This is a genomic window from Bradyrhizobium manausense (genome assembly GCF_018131105.1).
Taxonomy (GTDB): domain Bacteria; phylum Pseudomonadota; class Alphaproteobacteria; order Rhizobiales; family Xanthobacteraceae; genus Bradyrhizobium; species Bradyrhizobium manausense_B.
Map to the genome: position 1 here is coordinate 901,145 of NZ_JAFCJI010000001.1, position 16,818 is coordinate 917,962.

Annotated in this window: 16 protein-coding genes; 2 read left to right on the forward strand and 14 right to left on the reverse strand. The window is 64.4% G+C overall.

What is annotated here, in order from left to right:
* Positions 1–216: 216 nt before the first annotated feature.
* From JQ631_RS04190 to JQ631_RS04250, 13 genes are all read right to left on the reverse strand, one after another.
* Positions 217–1,590, reverse strand: a complete 1,374-nt coding sequence (locus JQ631_RS04190; protein WP_212324262.1) for a cation-efflux pump — start codon at positions 1,588–1,590, stop codon at positions 217–219.
* 291 nt (positions 1,591–1,881) lie between these two features.
* Positions 1,882–2,853, reverse strand: a complete 972-nt coding sequence (locus tag JQ631_RS04195; protein WP_212324264.1) for a quinone oxidoreductase family protein — start codon at positions 2,851–2,853, stop codon at positions 1,882–1,884.
* Between the two features lie 25 nt (positions 2,854–2,878).
* Entirely contained in the window at positions 2,879–3,874 is a 996-nt protein-coding gene (locus tag JQ631_RS04200) for an NAD(P)H-dependent flavin oxidoreductase (protein ID WP_212324266.1), read from the reverse strand.
* A gap of 283 nt (positions 3,875–4,157) precedes the next feature.
* Positions 4,158–4,808: a hypothetical protein gene (locus tag JQ631_RS04205; RefSeq protein WP_212324268.1), complete on the reverse strand. Its 651-nt coding sequence runs from the start codon at positions 4,806–4,808 to the stop codon at positions 4,158–4,160.
* 59 nt (positions 4,809–4,867) lie between these two features.
* A complete protein-coding gene (locus JQ631_RS04210; RefSeq protein WP_212324270.1) occupies positions 4,868–5,065 on the reverse strand; it encodes a hypothetical protein in 198 nt (65 codons plus the stop codon).
* A 173-nt stretch (positions 5,066–5,238) separates the two neighbouring features.
* Positions 5,239–5,949, reverse strand: a complete 711-nt coding sequence (locus JQ631_RS04215) for a hypothetical protein (protein WP_212324273.1) — start codon at positions 5,947–5,949, stop codon at positions 5,239–5,241.
* Between the two features lie 56 nt (positions 5,950–6,005).
* Positions 6,006–7,412, reverse strand: a complete 1,407-nt coding sequence (locus JQ631_RS04220; protein ID WP_212324275.1) for a hypothetical protein — start codon at positions 7,410–7,412, stop codon at positions 6,006–6,008.
* 190 nt (positions 7,413–7,602) lie between these two features.
* Positions 7,603–8,376, reverse strand: coding sequence for a fumarylacetoacetate hydrolase family protein (locus tag JQ631_RS04225; protein ID WP_249160131.1), 774 nt, complete (start codon positions 8,374–8,376; stop codon positions 7,603–7,605).
* An 11-nt stretch (positions 8,377–8,387) separates the two neighbouring features.
* On the reverse strand, positions 8,388–9,407 hold the full coding sequence (locus tag JQ631_RS04230) for a 2-dehydropantoate 2-reductase (RefSeq protein WP_212324279.1): 1,020 nt from the start codon (positions 9,405–9,407) through the stop codon (positions 8,388–8,390).
* Between the two features lie 109 nt (positions 9,408–9,516).
* Positions 9,517–9,942: a CBS domain-containing protein gene (locus tag JQ631_RS04235; protein ID WP_212324280.1), complete on the reverse strand. Its 426-nt coding sequence runs from the start codon at positions 9,940–9,942 to the stop codon at positions 9,517–9,519.
* A gap of 190 nt (positions 9,943–10,132) precedes the next feature.
* Positions 10,133–11,455 (reverse strand): oxalate/formate MFS antiporter, encoded by a 1,323-nt coding sequence (gene oxlT / locus JQ631_RS04240; RefSeq protein WP_212324281.1) that lies wholly within the window; start codon positions 11,453–11,455, stop codon positions 10,133–10,135.
* A gap of 261 nt (positions 11,456–11,716) precedes the next feature.
* Positions 11,717–13,006 carry an oxalate/formate MFS antiporter gene (gene oxlT, locus JQ631_RS04245; RefSeq protein WP_212324282.1) on the reverse strand — a complete coding sequence of 430 codons (1,290 nt, stop codon included), beginning with the start codon at positions 13,004–13,006 and terminating at the stop codon, positions 11,717–11,719.
* 249 nt (positions 13,007–13,255) lie between these two features.
* A complete protein-coding gene (locus tag JQ631_RS04250; RefSeq protein ID WP_212324283.1) occupies positions 13,256–13,393 on the reverse strand; it encodes a hypothetical protein in 138 nt (45 codons plus the stop codon).
* 287 nt (positions 13,394–13,680) lie between these two features.
* Between JQ631_RS04250 and JQ631_RS04255 the strand changes: the two genes are divergently transcribed.
* The gene (locus tag JQ631_RS04255; RefSeq protein WP_212324284.1) at positions 13,681–15,012 is read left to right on the forward strand and encodes an Hsp70 family protein; all 1,332 of its coding nucleotides are present in this window, start codon (positions 13,681–13,683) and stop codon (positions 15,010–15,012) included.
* A 24-nt stretch (positions 15,013–15,036) separates the two neighbouring features.
* On the opposite strand, the gene JQ631_RS04260 is transcribed toward JQ631_RS04255, so the two are convergent.
* Positions 15,037–15,480: an SRPBCC family protein gene (locus JQ631_RS04260; RefSeq protein ID WP_212324285.1), complete on the reverse strand. Its 444-nt coding sequence runs from the start codon at positions 15,478–15,480 to the stop codon at positions 15,037–15,039.
* A 332-nt stretch (positions 15,481–15,812) separates the two neighbouring features.
* On the opposite strand from JQ631_RS04260, the gene JQ631_RS04265 reads away from it, so the two are divergent.
* Positions 15,813–16,781: an alpha/beta hydrolase family protein gene (locus tag JQ631_RS04265; protein WP_212324287.1), complete on the forward strand. Its 969-nt coding sequence runs from the start codon at positions 15,813–15,815 to the stop codon at positions 16,779–16,781.
* Positions 16,782–16,818: the final 37 nt, after the last annotated feature.

Genomic DNA, 16,818 nt, shown 5'->3' on the forward strand with positions numbered 1-16,818 from the left:
CCCCTGAAAACCTGCTTACGACTGATTTCGAAAGCAGCCCCACGTCGCTTTCGAATCACAGCGATTTGAATCCACTTTGCGCAGGCTGTCGAGAGTCAACGAAACGTTAACGCGAAATAATTCTTATCCAACGAAGAGTTTGCGCGCTTCGACTCCGCAAACTCACGTGCGTGATGAGTCCGAAACGAGAACGCGGGAATCCGTGTGCGTTCTGCATCACGCGCGCGGCGGCTCGGCGTGACTGATGACGCGCTTCACGCTCGGGAACGCACGGCGCAGCCGGCGCTCGATCGCGTCGACATGCTCGTGCACCCTGATCACGCTCATCGACGGCGTGGCGCGGCAATGGAAGTTGACGATCTCGCCCGCGTCGGTGTTGCGGACGCGTACATTATGGATGTCGTGGATCTCGCCGCCGGCGGCATATTCGGTGAGCGCGGCGGCGATGGCCTGCACCCGCTCCGGCGCGGCATCGACGCCGAACGGCAGTTCCGGTTCCAGCGGCTCGATATGGACGTCGACCTCGACGTCCGCGCCGAACTCCTCCTGGATGTTCCGCTCCAGCGTGTTGGCGACGTCGTGGGCGGCTTCGAGCTGCATGTTGGCGTCGACCTCGAGGTCGATGCTGACGATCAGTTTGCCGCTGAGGTCATGCACCGTGACGTGGTGGATGGCGAGGCCCGAATTGCGCGCGATCACCATGATGCGGTCGCGCACGGTCTCGTTGTCGCGGGCGACGGGGACGGCGGTGAACGAGAGGTCGGCATCGCCGAACGCCTTGACGACGGCAGCCTCGGCGTTGCGCTTGATGCTCTCGACGCGGTCGATCGGATAGGTCCGCGGCACTTTGGCGATGGCGTCGATGAAGGTCGTGGCCCCGACCATGCGGACCCGCAGCCGCTCCACGTCGATCACGCCGGGAACGCCGCAGATCGCAGCAGTCGCCTTCTCCTGCGCGCCTTCGGGTGCGCGATCGAGCAATGTCTGCACCGTGGAGCTCGCCATCCGCAGGCCGAGAGCCGCGATCATCACCGCCACGGCTGCGGCGGCCGCAGCGTCACCCCACCAGAAGCCGAACGCCGCGAGAACCAGCCCCACGATCACGGCGCACGAGCCCATCACGTCCGACGCAAAATGCAGCGCGTCCGCGGCCAGCGCCTCGCTTCGGGTCTCCCGCGCGGCGCGATGCAGGGCGCGGGCGCGCCAGAGATTGACGACGATGTCGACCACCAGCACGACGAACGGCACGGCCGAGATCGTCGGCGGCGGGGTTCCCTCGCGGAGGTGGCTGTAGGACTGGACCAGGATGCCGCCCGCGAGCACGTAGAGCAGGGCGGTCACGCCGAGCGCGGAAATGCTCTCGAGCTTGCCGTGGCCGTAATGGTGCTCGTCGTCGGCCGGCTTGTCCGACACCCGCACCACCGCCCAGGTGATGATGGTCGCGACCAGGTCGATCGAGGAGTGCAAAGCCTCCGAGATCAGCGCCAGCGATCCGATCGCGACGCCGACCACGAATTTGGCCGCCGCCATGCCGCCGCTGGCGAGGATCGAGATGGCCGCGACCGATGTCTTGTCGTGTTGTCCGCTCATGGCGGGGGATTTAGCAGGGTGCCCGTGAACATCAAGCGACGATCCACAGCCGTAGTCGCAAGTCGGTTGCAGGAGCGAAGCTGTTGCGAATGCTTCTGAATTGAAGGGTGGCTCGTGCCACAGGCTTCGTCATGCCCGGGTCAAGCCCGGCCATGACGAGCGGAGAGGGTGCAGCTCTCGAAGGGTGGGCAAAGGCGCAACGCGCCATGCCCACGTTTCGTTCGTGATAGATAGCGATCGTGGGCGCGCTTCGCTTTGCCCACCCTACGAGGCCGTCGCCCGGAGCGCCGACTACGGCACCGTCACCACGATCTTCCCCAGATGCTTGTTCGCCTCCATGTGCTCGAACGCCTTGTCGATGTCGGAGAACGAATAGACCTTGTCGATCGGCAGTTGCAGCTTGCGCGACTCGACCGCACCCCAGATGTCCTTCCTGACCTCGTCGAAGATCGCGCGGACCTCCTCGATGGTGCGGGTGCGGAAGGTGACGCCGATATAGCTGATGCGGCGGGCGGCATGGAGGTCGAAGTTGAAGTCGGCATGGGTGCCGCCGAGCCGGCCGACATTGACGATGCGGCCCAAGACCTTCGTCGCGGCGAGGTTCTGGTTGGCGACCTTGCCGGAGACCTGGTCGACGATGAGGTCGACGCCTTCGCCGTTCGTCGCCTTCAGGACCTCGTCGACCCATTTGGGATCGGACGAGTCCACCGCGAGGTCGGCGCCATACTCCTTCAGCCGGCCGCGGCGATAGGCGTCGGTCGAGGATCCGATCACGAGCTTTGCGCCCTTGAGTTTTGCGATTTGCATCGCCATCAGGCCGACACCGGAGCTCGCGCCCTGGATCAGCACGGCCTGGCCCGGCTGCACGCCGCCGACGGTGACGACGGCATTGTGCATGGTCGCGAGCGCGACGGGGAGGGTGGCGGCCTCCTCGAAGTTCATGTTCGAGGGCGCCCGGAACAGCCGCCCGTGATCGGCAAGCGTATACTCCGCGAACGCCGCGCCGCCCGATCCCATGATGCGGTCGCCGACCTTGACGCCCTTCGCATCCGGCCCGAGCCCGGCAACTTCGCCGGCCCATTCCATGCCGAGCACGGTGCCGGCGCCGCCGGCGGCGCCATGGGCGTGACCCTTGCGCATCCCGGTATCGGCGCGATTGAGGCCGCAGGCGCGGACCTTGACGAGGACCTGCGTGCCTTTCGGCGTTGGTTGAGCGACGTCGGAAATCCGAGCGCCGTCAGGACCGTAGACATAAGCCTTCATGAATTACTCTCGCTTCTTGCAGTGATTATTCCGCGGCTTGCGCGCTTGGTTGAGCGATCATGCCTTCGAGCCGGCTGCGAATGATCGCCTCGGCCTCGCGCACGATGCGGGAGATCAGCTCGCCGCAGCTCGGGATGTCCTGGATCAGGCCCTGCACCTGGCCGGCCGACCAGATGCCTTCGTCCGAATTGCCTGTTGCGTACACCATCTTGCCGCGGGCACCAGCGACAAGCTCGCGGATGTCCTCGAACCTGGCGCCTTCCTTCTCCATCGCGACGACCTTGGTCGAGATCTCGTTCCTGGCGACGCGCGAGGTGTTGCGCATGGTGCGGAAGATCAGCTCGGTCTCGCGCTCGTCATTGGCGACGATCTTCTCCTTGATGAGCTGATGGATCGGGCTCTCCCTGGTCGCCATGAAGCGGGTGCCCATGTTGATGCCCTCGGCTCCGAGCGCCAGCGCCGCGACGAGGCCGCGAGCGTCGGCGAAGCCCCCGGAGGCGATCATGGGGATCTTGACCTTGTTGGCGGCGGCCGGGATCAGGATCAGGCCGGGGGTGTCGTCCTCGCCGGGGTGCCCGGCGCATTCGAAGCCGTCGATCGAGATGGCGTCGACGCCCATCCGTTCGGCCGACAGGGCGTGGCGGACGCTGGTGCATTTATGCACGACCTTGACGCCGTGCTTCCTGAACTCGTCGACATGCTCCTGCGGCTTGTTGCCGGCGGTCTCGACCACGGTAATGCCGGCTTCGATGATGGCGGCGCGGTATTCGGCATAGGGCGGCGGCTTGATCGCGGGCAGGATGGTGAGGTTGACGCCAAACGGCTTGTCGGTGAGGTCGCGGCAGCGCGCGATCTCCTTGGTCAGGTCTTCCGGCGTCGGCTGGGTCAGCGCGGTGATGAAGCCGAGCGCGCCGGCGTTGGCGACCGCCGCGACCAGCTCGGCCCGTCCGACCCATTGCATGCCGCCCTGGACGATCGGGTGCTCGACGCCGACGAGCTTGGTGAACCGTGTCTGCAACATCTCTGCTTCCCCCGCCTGCGTGGCAGGCTCTGTTATCGCTTGATGGGGGGAGGATGCCGCCGAGGTCGGGAAATGTCTATTGCACCGCCGTGCGGTGCGTCATGCGAATGGTGGGGTGATTCCGCGGGGCGGACAATCGGGTCGCGCCACTGCATCAAACGCCGTCATTGCGAGCAGCGGAGCGAAGCAATCCAGACTGCCCCCGCGGAGAGATTCTGGATTGCTTCTCCGCTACGCTCCTCGCACAGACGGCGAGAACGATGAGGAGGCTACGGTACCGCCGCTACTCTGCCGACAGCCGCACGACCTGGCGGCCGCCGTTGATGTCTTTCAGGCTGTTGACGAAGTTTTCCGGGCGCTGCCAGCGATAGGGGACCTTCAGGCCCATATACTCGGCGATGTCCCCGATGAAGCCGGTGCAGTTGGTGGTCTCGGCGTTCCAGACCGGGGAGCTTGCCTGTAACTTCTTGATATAGGCGAACACGCGCTTGGCGTCGGCCTCGTTCAGATAGACGCGGTAGCTCGCGGTCAGATATTCCGGATCGAGATCGCCGTAGCTCGCGCCGGTCTCCGATGGCACCCAGGTGAGGTGACCGAGCACGTAACTCCAGGTGTCGCCCTTGGGCGTGAGGCCTGCGACCTCGACGGCACGCTCGCTGGTCTTGCCGTACCAGACGAAGGCGTGGCCCCAGCTCGCCGCCGTCCGCGCGCGGAAGTCGACGTAATAGGGACCTTTCTCCGCGCGCGCGACCGAGCGCCGCGTCGCTTGCGGTGCGGTGTCGGTCGAAACAAGCGCATTGGCGTCGGCCACGCGCTTGTTCGTTTCGTGCTTGCTGCCATGGGCCGAAGCTGCGGTCATCATGCATGCGATCATGGTCGCAAGCGCGAGTCCTGCGAGGATGCAGGATCCCGATCGATCAGATTTGTTCGTCACGTGATGCCCCTCGGACTGTCGGCCGCTTGCGCGAATCCTGCGCGTCGTTTGCTTGCGGCTCAGTAGCGCGCGGCGACCGGATGGGGCGCCTTGCCGATCGGGGCCTTGCCAATCGGGCTCTTGCCAATCGGCATCTTGCCGATCGGGGCCTGCTCGGCCGGATAGACGGGCACGGGCTGGCGGCGTGGCAGATCCGCAGCGTTGGCAGCCGTCACCAGAGCAAGCGTGGCACCGAGAACAATTACAATCTTCTTCACATCATACCCCTAGCAGGTTGGTCCAAACACGGCCGAGCCGTGCCCCCAGACACGCCTCTCACAAGGGCGACCGAATGCGACCACAGTGCGGCACCCCCGCGACATGTTGGCGGCATCTGTTTGGCGCGCGGAGATGTGATGCGTGTCGATATGTTTCGGCCCCGGCGCGCTCGTCAGCGATCGGCGCTCAGCCGAAAATGCATCTCGATCTTCACAGGCGATCCGTCGCTCGCGACGCGCCACGGTGAGAAGCCGGGCGTGGGATCGGGATCGGACGGAAGGTCGATCGACCAGTGCTGGGTGGGCACGCCGGGGAGCGTCAGGCTGACAGCGCGGTGACGGGTCTTGTACATCAGCGAGGCCGTGGCGATGATCGCCTTGCGGTCGCCGTCATGGGCGCGCCAGTTGGGAGGCAGCATCGCGTTGGCATAGCCCGAGGCTTCCTCGACCTCGATGTGCACGTCCTCCTCCTTGTCCGGCAAGCTCATGCCGGCCGGCAGGCGAAACTCGACCTGGAGCGTCATGAAGCCGTGACTGAGATTGGGCGAGCGGATCAATTCGTACCATCCCCACCAGCCAAGGATGGCGACGATGAGCACGACGGTGACGGAAAAGGGGAAGGACAGCCGCGTTTTGCCCTGAGGCACGGCACCGGAGGTTCCCGCGGATGGAGCCTCGGCGTGGACCAGGCCGAAGCGCAAGAACAGCCAGATGCCGGCGATGAGGCCGACCACGCCGCCGATCGGGCCGATATCGAAGAAGGCGCCCATGGCGATGCCGCCATCGCGGTCCGGTCCCGCCAGCATGACCACCAGCGCGGCCAGGCCGGCCCAGCCCGCGAGCGCGCCGAGCAGGGCAGACAGGAAGCCCAAGATGAAGCGCATGTGCTGTTGGTCGCGCGGAGATGAATCGCGGTTCGGACTGATCAGTGGTTCGGTCTTCACCCGATCCGGTTCAATCCGTTGCGGATGGTCGAGAAGATCCCCCCGATGTCCTTGCGGAGCGCATCGAGTGCGTTGAAATTGTCGAAGATGCGGGCGAGGCGGTCTTCGACCTCGCGCTTGCTCTTCGTCAGCGCATCGACGCGCGAGGTGAGGGTGACATCGCCATTGGCCTCGATCTCGCCGACCGTCCTGGCGAGAAGATCGCGGGTGGCGCTGACGTCGGCGATCATGGCCTCGATGCCGAACACCGGCGCCTTCAGCGGAACGAGATCGGCCTGCGATTTCGACAGCTCCGCCTTGAACGCGTTCAGCGTTGCCAGCGTCTCCTGCAGCGCGCCGAGACGCTGACGCGACTGGAGGACGAAATCGTTCAGCGCGTTCTGGCGGTGGACGAGGGTCTTGCCGTCAGGATCGGTCTCGACGTCGGCGAGCGAGCGTTCAAGCTGGGCCTGGCGCTGACCGAGCTCCTCGAAATCGAGCCGGATGTTCTTGAGAATGTTGGCGCTGTCGTCGATGCGGGCGAGGCGCTGCTCGATCTCGTTCTTGTTGTTCGACAGCGTCTCGACGCGCGCGTTCAGCGGCGCCTCGCCGCCGGTCTCGAGCTCGTCGATGGTCTTGGCGAGGCGGTCATGGCTGAGGCTCAGCTCGCCGATCAGGGCGTTGATGCCGGAGTCCGATGAGCGCAGCGGCGCCAGCTCGGCGTGGGATTTCGCCAGATCCTCCTTGTGCTGGTTGAGCGTCGCGAAGGTGTCCTGCACCGCGCTGACCCTCGATAGCAGCGTCGATACGTCTCGGCCGATGTCTTTCAGCCGGTCGGCGAGGTTGTTCTTGCGGTCGTCGGTCTCGAGGTCGAGCAGCGCGCGTTCGAGCTGGTTCTGGCGGTCGCGGATCTCGGTGAAGACGGGCTCGACCGCGCGGCGCTGATCGGCGACGTTGCCGACCGTCTCGCGCAGGTGCTGCTGGCGACGGCGGATCTCGGCGAGCTGGTCGTGCATGTCGGTGGACTGGTTGCGGCTTTGCTGGAGCAGCGCGCGTTGCTCGGTCTCGGCGAGCTTGTCATGCAGCGCGGAGACCGCCTCCCTGGGATCGCTCTCGATCAGGTGCTGGACGGTCGTATCGAGGTGGTTTTGCAGGGCGTGCGCGACGACGACGTCTTCCCGGGTCTTCTTGAGGCGGTCGCGCAAGCTGTCGAGACGCCGGTCCTGGCGCGACAGCCGCCAGACCGAGGTGCCGATCAGCACCAGCCCGGCCACCAGGATCGCGCCGATCGCGAGGCGCTGTGGCATCGGCTGGCTCGCGAACAGGGCGGGCAGGTGGGTGACGTCCAGGCCAAACGCCTGCGGGGCGAGAAAGGCGATGGCGGCGAGCAGGACAAACCAGGCAGCCAGGAAAAACAGCCACATCGCGACGCCCCCACGCCGGTGCACATTTTCGCCATGATTGCTATTGGAGAGCGGAACCGAGATCAAGGGGCCGGACGCGTGGCACGACGTTTCGGGGCGCGCAATCCACGGCTGGTTGCGTTGGGCGGTGGGCGGGGTGGGGGCACCCGTCATTCCGGGCTCGCGACTGTGTCGCGCCCCGGAATGACAGCTACAGCCGAAACTCGTTCGTCAACTCACCTATGCCGTCGATCGCCACCGTCACCGTATTGACCGCCTCCTTCATCACGCCGACGCCGACCGACGTGCCGACCGCAATGAGGTCGCCGGGAAGCAGGGTCATGTCGTGGGAGATCTTGCTGACGAGCGCTTGCGCGCTGAAGATCATGTCGGAGATCGGATAGTTCTGCCGTTCCGCACCGTTGAGGATGGTGCGCACGGTGAGCTTGGCTGGATCGAGGCCGGTCGTGATCACAGGGCCAAACGGGCCGTAATCGTCGATGCCCTTGGCGCGGGCCCATTGTGGAAAGGTGGGGTCGCTGGTCAGGATGTCGTTGGCGGTGATGTCGTTGACGCAGGTGTAGCCGAAGATGAAGCTATCCGCTTCGGCTGGCGAGACGCGGGCGCAGGTCTTGCCGATGACGATGCCGAGCTCGCCCTCATAGGTGGTCTTGCCGTCGTAGTAGGAGGGACGGCGGATCACGGCGCCCGGTGTCGTGATGGTGGTGGTGGCCTTGAGCAGATAGAGCGGCTCCGGCGGCTCGGGCTGGTTCAGCTTGGCCGCGAGCGCGTGGAAATTATTCCAGAGCGCGACGATCTTGCTGGGCGCGCAAGGCGCCAGCAACTCGACCTCGGACAGCGCCAGCGTCCTGCCGGTCGCCGCGTTGCGGCCGAACATCTCGCCCTCATGCACGCTGATGCCTGATACGCTCAGCGTGCCGAAGCCGGTGGTGCCGGCATGGCGGAAGCGGAGCCACTGCATCATCTCGCTCGCCATCACGCCACCGCCAGTGCGCGAGGATCCGTCGGCGCCGAGACACCGTCATAGAGGCCGGCAACGCGGGCGCGCTGGGTCACCATCGCCAGCACCGAGTCGAGGGCCGGCGTCGGGATCTTGGTCAAGCGGCCCATCTCCTGCACCACGGTGACGAGCGGGTCGATCTCCATCGGGCGGCCGCGCTCGAGATCCTGGAGCATCGAGGTCTTGTGTGCGCCGACCTTGCGGGCGCCCTCGATGCGGCGCTCGACATCGACGCGAAATTTGACGCCGAAGGATTCGGCGATTGCCTGGGTCTCCACCATGATCGCGCGCGACAGCGCCCGCGTCGATGGATCGGTGCAGATCACGTCGAGCGTGGCATGGGTCAGCGCGCTGATCGGGTTGAAGCAGACATTGCCCCAGAGCTTGAGCCAGATCTCGTCGCGGATGCGGTCGAGCACCGGTGCCTTCAGCCCGGCCGCGACGAAGAGATCGGCGAGGCGCTGCACGTCATCGGTGATTTCGCCGGAGGGCTCGCCGAGCGGGAAATTGTTGCCGTAGACGTGGCGGATCACGCCGGGCGCCTCGATCTCGGTGGCGGGATAGACGATACAGCCGATGGCGCGTTCGGCGCCCAGCTCGTTCCACTGCCGCCCGCCGGGATCGATGCTCTCCAGCGTCGAGTTCTGGTAATCGCCGCCATGCTTGTGGAAGTACCAATAGGGGATGCCGTTGACCGCGGTGACGATACGGGTGTGCGGACCGAGCAGCGGCTGCATCTTCTCGATCACGCCGGTGATGGAATGCGCCTTCAGCGTCACGATGACGTAGTCCTGCACGCCGAGCTCGGCCGCGTCGTCGGTGCAGCGGGGATGGACGGTGTGCTTTTCTTCGCCCGCGAGCAGCGTCAGGCCGTGCTCGCGCATGGCGGCCAGGTGCGCGCCACGCGCGATCAGGCTGACATCAGCGCCTGCGCGCGCCAGCTGCACGCCGAGATATCCGCCGATCGCGCCGGCGCCGTAGATGCAGATCTTCATGAAATCCTCGCGGGGGTACCGGAATTTGGGACGAAAGATCCGGTCCGGCTCGGATGTGTCCGAGCCGGGGCCGGTAGTCGCAGGGGAAGCGTAGTTGCGGTTTAGGTGATCAGGCCGCTTGCGGCGTGCTGCTGGTTGCCTCGTCAACGGCAGCGGCGATGTCGCGCATGCTGATGACGGAAACGAGGCTGTAGTCGTCGATCACGGGCAGGTGCCGGATGTGATTCCGGTTCATCAGATGCCTGACGTGCTCGATCGTGTCCGACGAGGTGCAGGAGACGAGCTGCTGCACGGACACGAGCTGCGAGACCTTGACGTTGATCGCGTTCGCGCCGTGCTCGGCGACCGCGCGCACCACGTCGCGCTCGGTGAACATCCCGACCGCCGTGTTGCCTTCAGAGCGGACCACGTCCTTCACAACCAGCGCGCTGATGTTGTTGGCCCGCATCAGCTTGGCGGCAATACCCACCGTTTCGTTCATTCGCACCGTGACAACGCGCGGTGTCTTCTTGCGCAGAATGTCTCCGACCAGCATGGCAACCTCCCTGGGGTGATCGATGAGGCAAGTGTGGTATACATAATGCCAATCGTCAAGCGCTCGATTTGGCTGATCCGAAAATTCTTGCGGCAGCAATACTGACGTTTGTCGTCGCCCGCCTGAACAGCGGACGAAAAAAGGGGCGCATCGCTGCGCCCCTTTTGGCCGAACTGAAGGCGTGTGGTCGCTACGCCGCCTCGGTCTTGGTGGCGCCGGCCTCGGCGTTGGCGCTCTCGGCTTCCTTGCCCAGGATGAAGGAGCGGCGCAGCGGCTTGATCACGAAGATGGCCATCAGCGCGGCCGTCGCGTTCAGCGCCACGGCCACCACGAACACGGCCTTCCAGCCGTAGGCGGTCGAGATCACGCTTGCGAGCGGCACCAGCAGGGAGGCGGTGCCCTTCGCGGTGTAGAGCATGCCGTTGTTGGTGGTCGCGAACTTCGAGCCGAACGTGTCACCGCAGGTCGCGGGGAACAGCGAGTAGATTTCGCCGAACACACCGAAATACACCGCGGTCGCGAGCACGAACACGAGCGGGACGTGACCATAGGCCGACAACGTCAACAGCATCAGAGCGGCGGTGCCGAAGGCGATGAACATCGTGTGCTCACGGCCGATCGTGTCGGACACGAAACCGAAGAACGGACGTCCGAAGCCGTCGAAGATGCGGTCGAGCGAGATCGCGAAGGTCAGGGCCGCCATCTGGAAACCGGCGAGCGAGACCGGCGTATCGGCGATCTTGAAGTCGTGCGCGATCGGTGCGATCTGCGCCGCGGTCATCAGACCGCCCGAGGCGACCATCACGAAGACGAGGTACATCACCCAGAAAATCGGGGTGCGAAGAACCTGCGGCGGGGTGAAGTCGATCTTGGTCTGCGGCAGATTGAGCCGCTTCTTTTTCGGCGGGATGGAAATCCGCGGCGGCTGGATGAAGAAAGCGAGCAGGAACACGATCACGCCCTGGCCGATGCCGAAGGTGAAGAACGCGCTCTGGTAGCCGCTTGCTGCGATCATGTGCGCAATCGGCACCACGGTGAGGGCTGCGCCCGCGCCGAAGCCTGCGGCCGTCGCGCCGGCGGCGAGGCCGCGGCGATCAGGAAACCATTTCAGCGCATTGCCGACACAGGTGCCGTACACCGCGCCCGCGCCCATGCCGCCGAAGACGGCCGCCGTATAGAGCAGGGGAAGCGAGTCAGCATAGGAATTGAGCACCCAGGACAGGGTGATCATCAGGGCACCGAACATGATGACGATGCGCGGGCCGTATTTGTCGACGAACCAGGCTTCGATCGGCACCAACCAGGTCTCGGTGACGACGAAGATGGTGAATGCGAGCTGGATCGCGGCGCGACCCCAGTGGTGTGCGTGATCGATCGGATCCACGAACAGGGTCCAGCCATACTGCAGGTTGGCGATCATCGCCATGCAGAGGATGCCCATGCCGAGCTGGAGCCAACGGAAACTTGTGCGAAGAGGCGCGGCCGTGACGGCGCCATCCGTGCTGGAAATCATCAACAACCTCCCAAGCGCCTGTCTGGTTACGACCCGGCCGCCTATATGACGGAGTGTCGCAAATATTGTGGCTTATCGTCGCAAGCGCGGCTGGCAGGTTGGTATACCATATCCCAGAATGCAAGCCCTATCTTGGGAGGAAGCTCAAGAAAAGTGCAGGGTTCCTTCGGGTTTGCGGTATCAAGGTATATGTTCGGGTAAAACGAAAACGCCCGGCCGTGAGGCCGGGCGTGATGCGCGAGTTGTGTTGTGCGGGCGAGGTCAGACGGTCGATTGCGCGACCACGACCTTGCGCCAGGGTTTGAGCACGACGATCGCGAGCAGCGAAGCCAGGATATTGGCGCCGGCGGCGATGACGAACACGTTGTCCCAGGTACCCGAGCTTTGCTGCATGTAGTTGGCGATCGGCACCAGCAGCGAGGCGGTGCCCTTCGCAGTGTAGAGCAGGCCGGCATTGGTGGTCGCGAACTTCGCGCCGAACGTATCGGTGCAGGTCGAGGGGAACAGCGAGTAGATCTCACCCCAGGCGAAGAACACGAAGCCCGACAGGAGCACGAACCAGATCGGATCGTGGCCCCAGAGGTGGAGCATCCAGATGCCGATGCCTTCCATGCCGAAGGCGATGAACATCGTGTTCTCGCGGCCGATCATGTCGGAGATCCAGCCGAAGAACGGACGCGTCAGGCCGTTGAGCACGCGGTCGATGGTCGCTGCGAACGTCACTGCGGTCATCGTCACCGCCATCAGCGTGACCGGCACGTTGTCGACCTTCCAGTCGGCCGCGATCGGCTTCAAATTCGCCGTCACCATCAGGCCGCCGGCGCCGACGATCACGAACATGAAGTACATCAACCAGAAGATCGGCTGACGCAGAACTTCCGTCGGCTGATAGTTGCGCCGCGACTGCATCAGGGCCGCATTCGCCACCACGCTCGGAACCTGGCCTGCCTTCGGCGCCAGCAGGAAGAAGGCGAGGATGCAGACGATGATGCCCTGACCGAGGCCGAAATAGAGGAAGGCCGTCTGGAATCCGGAGTCCTTGATCATGGCCTGGATCGGCGCGACCGTGAGCGCGGAGCCGGCACCGAAGCCGGCGGCCGTGATGCCCGCGGCAAGACCGCGCTTGTCGGGAAACCATTTCAGCGCATTGCCGACGCAGGTGCCGTAGACGCCACCGGCGCCGATGCCTGCGATGATCATGCCGAGATAGAAGCCGTTGAGCGTGGTGGCGTGCGCGTTAATGGCCCAGCCGAGCGCGCAGAGAACGCCGCCGACGAGCACGACGAGGCGCGGACCGTATTTATCGACAAACCAACCTTCGACCGGCACGAGCCAGGTCTCGAACAAAACAAAGAGGGTAAAGGCCCACTGGATCGAGGCGCGATCCCAACCGAATTTCTTCTGGATGTCGGGGACGAAGAACGTCCAGCCGTATTGATAGTTGGCGATCATCACCATGGCCCCTACGCCGATCGCCAGTTGCGTCCAGCGATACGAGTCGCTGACGCGTGCGGCTGCAGGAGCCGTTGTTGTTTGCACCATGTCCGTCATGAATCCTCCAATTTGCGCTTCTGTTTTTTTGTGCGAGCGTTGGCGGCATTCTTGTATTCATTATGCCAAGCTTCAAGCGCGCGTCGGCCCATTGTGCGCTTATGACGCAACCCCCCATCGCGAGTTGCGCGAATGTGCCGATTTCCCAAATAGAAATGGCCCCGCAGAGCGGGGCCATTCTTCCAAAGTAGGAGTTCGCAGCTTTTGCAACCGCCGCGACAATTCGACGCGGGTAGGGCGCCGGGGACCTTACAGGCCGAAGCGGGGGAGGTCGCCGTTGTGGTTGGAGATCTCGGCGCTCGCCATCAGCAAGCGGTCAACAGCGGCCATGAAACGGGCGAACAGCGAGGCGGAGGGCGCGAGAGCGACGGAGGCGGTCTTGGACATCGGAATTTCCTTTCCTAAGACAGTCAGTATTGCTGTCTCATTTCGAGGATTGTTCTATGTATACCAGATGCCAATGTCCATGCGTTCCATTGCATGGCAGCATGCTTATCGCCGCATTGCAACATAACATCAGGTTAACGCGGTCAATCGGAGCCCCTAAACCCAGCCATTCGGGTCAAAATCGATGAAAAGTGAAGCCTCCGGAGCGAACTGAGCGGGCTCTTGGCACCGCAGTGCAAAACGGTTAGTGGTTCGCCCCCTTTTCCATCGACCTGTCAGAGTGGTTCATGTCGAGCGCCTCGCCCGCCGTCTCGATCGGCATCGATTTTGGAACCAGCAACACCGTCGTCGCGCTTGCGGTGGACGATCGCCGGGTCGAGGCCATCCGCTTCGACCATGGCGGACAGCGCCACAGCACCTACGTCTCGGCGCTGTGTTTCTGGGAGGACCGGCCGGGCGCCGGCGCCCAGGCTGAAGGCGGGCCGTGGGCGATCGAGCAGTTTCTCGAGGGGCGCCACATCTATCGCTTCCTCCAGTCGTTCAAGACCTTTGCGGCAAGCTCCAGCTTCAACACCACCCAGGTGTTCCGGCAGCGCTTCAAGTTCGAGGACATTCTGGCGGCGTTCCTGCGGACGCTGGCGCGCCATGGCGGCGACAGATTCGGCTTCGAGGCGGCCAACATCACCGTCGGCCGTCCGGTGCGCTTTGCCGGCGGCAATCCCGACGACGACCTCGCCATGCAGCGCTACCGCGCCGCGTTCGAGCGCCTGGGGGCCGGCCACGCCCGCTATGTCTATGAGCCCGTGGGCGCTGCGTTCTCCTTCGCCCGCCGCCTCGAGCGCGATGCCACCGTGCTGGTTGCGGATTTCGGCGGCGGCACCAGCGACTTCTCGGTGATGCGCTTCTCGCGCGCGGGCGGAAACTTGCGCGCTGAGCCGCTCGGACATGCCGGCATCGGGATTGCGGGCGACACGTTCGATTATCGCATCGTCGACCACGTCGTTTCGCCGCGGCTGGGCAAGGGCTCGAGTTTCCGCTCGTTCGACAAGGTGCTGCCGATCCCGAACAGCCACTACACCAATCTCGCGCGCTGGCACCAGCTCGCGCTGATGAAGAGCAATGGCGATCTGCGCGAACTGCGTGAGCTTGCACGCACCGCGGTGAAGCCTGACCGGCTCGAGGACTTCATCACCATCGTCGACCTCGATCTCGGCTTTTCGCTGTACCGCGCGGTGTCCGACGCCAAGGTCGCGCTGTCGGCCAGGGATGAGGTCGATTTTCGCTTCAAGGGCGGGGGCGTCGAGATCGGCTCGACCATTACGCGGAAGAATTTCGACAGCTGGATCGCCGACGATATCGCCCGGCTCGGAGCCACGGTCGACAAGGTGCTGGGCGAAGCCGGCGTCACCGCGCGCGACATCGAGAAGGTGTTCTTGACCGGCGGCACCTCGTTCGTGCCGGCCGTGCGGAAACTGTTCGCCGACAGGTTCGGCAACGAGCGGCTGATGTCGGGCGACCAGTTCGAGTCGATCGCTTACGGCCTCGCGCTGATCGGACACAGTGCCGAGCCGGACCGCTGGACAGCCGACGGCGGGCTGAAGTCGAAGGCGGGCGCCTGAAACACCCGCCTTGCTCGTCACGTGCTATTGCTTGATCTCGGGCTCGACGAGCCGGGCCAGGTTGCGCAGCGATTCCTGCCAGCCGAGATAGCAGGCCTCGGGCGGGATCGCGTCGGGAATGCCGGCCTGCGTGATGTCGACCTCGGTGCCGACGAGCACTTTCTTCAGCATCACGGTCACCTGGATTTCGCCGGGCAGGTTCGGATCGTCGAACTTGTCGGTGTAGCGGAGGCGCTCGCCAGGAACGAGCTCGAGATATTCGCCGCCGAAGCTGTGGCCATCGCCCGTCGTGAAATTGCGGAAGGACATCTTGAATGTGCCTCCAATCTTCGGCTCGAGATGATGCACGGTGCAGGTGAAGCCGTTGGGCGGCAGCCATTTTGCCAGCGCATCCGCCTCGATGAAGGCGCGATAGATTTTCTCCGGGCTGGTGGTGAGAACGCGGTGCAGGCGGACAGTGCCGGGCATGATCATTATCCTTCATGACTTAATGGGCCTGATGCCAGCGTCTATTGCCCATTCATGGCCCAAGGACGATGGAAGCGGTGTCGATCCGACAAGGGATCGGAAATTTTTTATCCCGATCGTTCCCGGTGTCCGCTGGTCTTCACCGTGGCTTGATCGGATGTCTGGGCATCACGCGCTATTTGCTCGTTTCAACTAGCCTGTCCAGATCATCCCGCGAGAGAGAGGAGTACGACCCATGCCGTTCGTTCGCCCCGACGACACGTTTGATCGGCTGAAGCCACAATTCGGCTATTCTTCCTCGCTCAACTTCTGCGTGACATCGGGGGCTTCCGTTGCGCAGAACACTTTGGGCTTTCGCCGTTACGCTTCTTTGTCTTGGGTCGCCGGCGGAAGCCGCAGGCATCCAGCTTCTCGATTCCGATCCGGCGCTGTCGGGCGCGATCTGGTACCCCTGCGCAGCGGAGCCGACGCACGTGGCGCTCGGCAGTCTTTCAGTTGCCTTCGACTACGACCTGAAGGGCGTGAAGGATTGCCCCGTGACCGGGACAAAACTTCCGCTCGTCGTTTTCTCGCACGGCCGCGGCGGATTTTTCGGACAGCATCACGACACGGCGGAAGCGCTCGCCGACGCTGGCTTCGTCGTGGCGGCCATCAATCATCCCGGCGACACCTATAGCGACTCCTCGCGGCGCGACACGCTCTCCGTCTGGGGATCGCGTCCGGCGGACATGGTGCGCCTGCTCGACTTCATGCTGAAGGACTGGAAGGACAGGGCGGTGATCGACCCCGCCAAAGTCGGCTTCTTCGGCTTCTCGCTCGGGGGCGCGACCGGCTTCATCCTGATGGGGACCAGGCCGGATTTCGCCAGGGTCGCCAGCCTCTGCAAGGAGACGACCGGCGGGTGCGCCGAGCTGCACAACGGCGTGACGCCGCCTGAGCCGATCCGGGATGAACGTATCCGCACCGCCGTCATCGTCGATCCCGCGCCGGGCACCCTGACGCGGGAGAATCTCGCTGTGGTCAAGGTGCCGTTCCAGTTCTGGCGTTCGCAGTTCGGCGGCCCCGGCGTCGGCGACGGCTCGGGCACCGCGCGGGTCGCTGACGGCCTGCCGGGCAAGCCCGAGATTCATGTCGTGCCGGCCGGTCATTTTGCATTCCTCGCACCGTGCTCCGCGGAGCTCGCGGCAGCCATCCCGCGCATCTGCACCGACACGCCGGCGGGGTTCGACCGGGCCGGCTTTCACCGCGAGTTCAACGCGGCGGTGGTGAAGTATTTTGGCGAGCAGCTCGGCGAGCACTGACCGGAGCCATCGCGCGCGACAACGGCGGAATAGCCGA

Coding starts and splice junctions, on each gene's coding strand:
- JQ631_RS04225 (WP_249160131.1), bottom strand. CDS start 8,376: ATGATGCAGTGGCTCCGCTTCCGCCATGCCGGCACCACCGGCTTCGGC.
- JQ631_RS04230 (WP_212324279.1), bottom strand. CDS start 9,407: ATGAAGATCTGCATCTACGGCGCCGGCGCGATCGGCGGATATCTCGGC.
- oxlT (WP_212324281.1), bottom strand. CDS start 11,455: ATGATTTCCAGCACGGATGGCGCCGTCACGGCCGCGCCTCTTCGCACA.
- JQ631_RS04255 (WP_212324284.1), top strand. CDS start 13,681: ATGTCGAGCGCCTCGCCCGCCGTCTCGATCGGCATCGATTTTGGAACC.
- oxlT (WP_212324282.1), bottom strand. CDS start 13,006: ATGACGGACATGGTGCAAACAACAACGGCTCCTGCAGCCGCACGCGTC.
- JQ631_RS04220 (WP_212324275.1), bottom strand. CDS start 7,412: ATGTGGCTGTTTTTCCTGGCTGCCTGGTTTGTCCTGCTCGCCGCCATC.
- JQ631_RS04235 (WP_212324280.1), bottom strand. CDS start 9,942: ATGCTGGTCGGAGACATTCTGCGCAAGAAGACACCGCGCGTTGTCACG.
- JQ631_RS04250 (WP_212324283.1), bottom strand. CDS start 13,393: ATGTCCAAGACCGCCTCCGTCGCTCTCGCGCCCTCCGCCTCGCTGTTC.
- JQ631_RS04190 (WP_212324262.1), bottom strand. CDS start 1,590: ATGAGCGGACAACACGACAAGACATCGGTCGCGGCCATCTCGATCCTC.
- JQ631_RS04215 (WP_212324273.1), bottom strand. CDS start 5,949: ATGCGCTTCATCTTGGGCTTCCTGTCTGCCCTGCTCGGCGCGCTCGCG.
- JQ631_RS04195 (WP_212324264.1), bottom strand. CDS start 2,853: ATGAAGGCTTATGTCTACGGTCCTGACGGCGCTCGGATTTCCGACGTC.
- JQ631_RS04260 (WP_212324285.1), bottom strand. CDS start 15,480: ATGCCCGGCACTGTCCGCCTGCACCGCGTTCTCACCACCAGCCCGGAG.
- JQ631_RS04200 (WP_212324266.1), bottom strand. CDS start 3,874: ATGTTGCAGACACGGTTCACCAAGCTCGTCGGCGTCGAGCACCCGATC.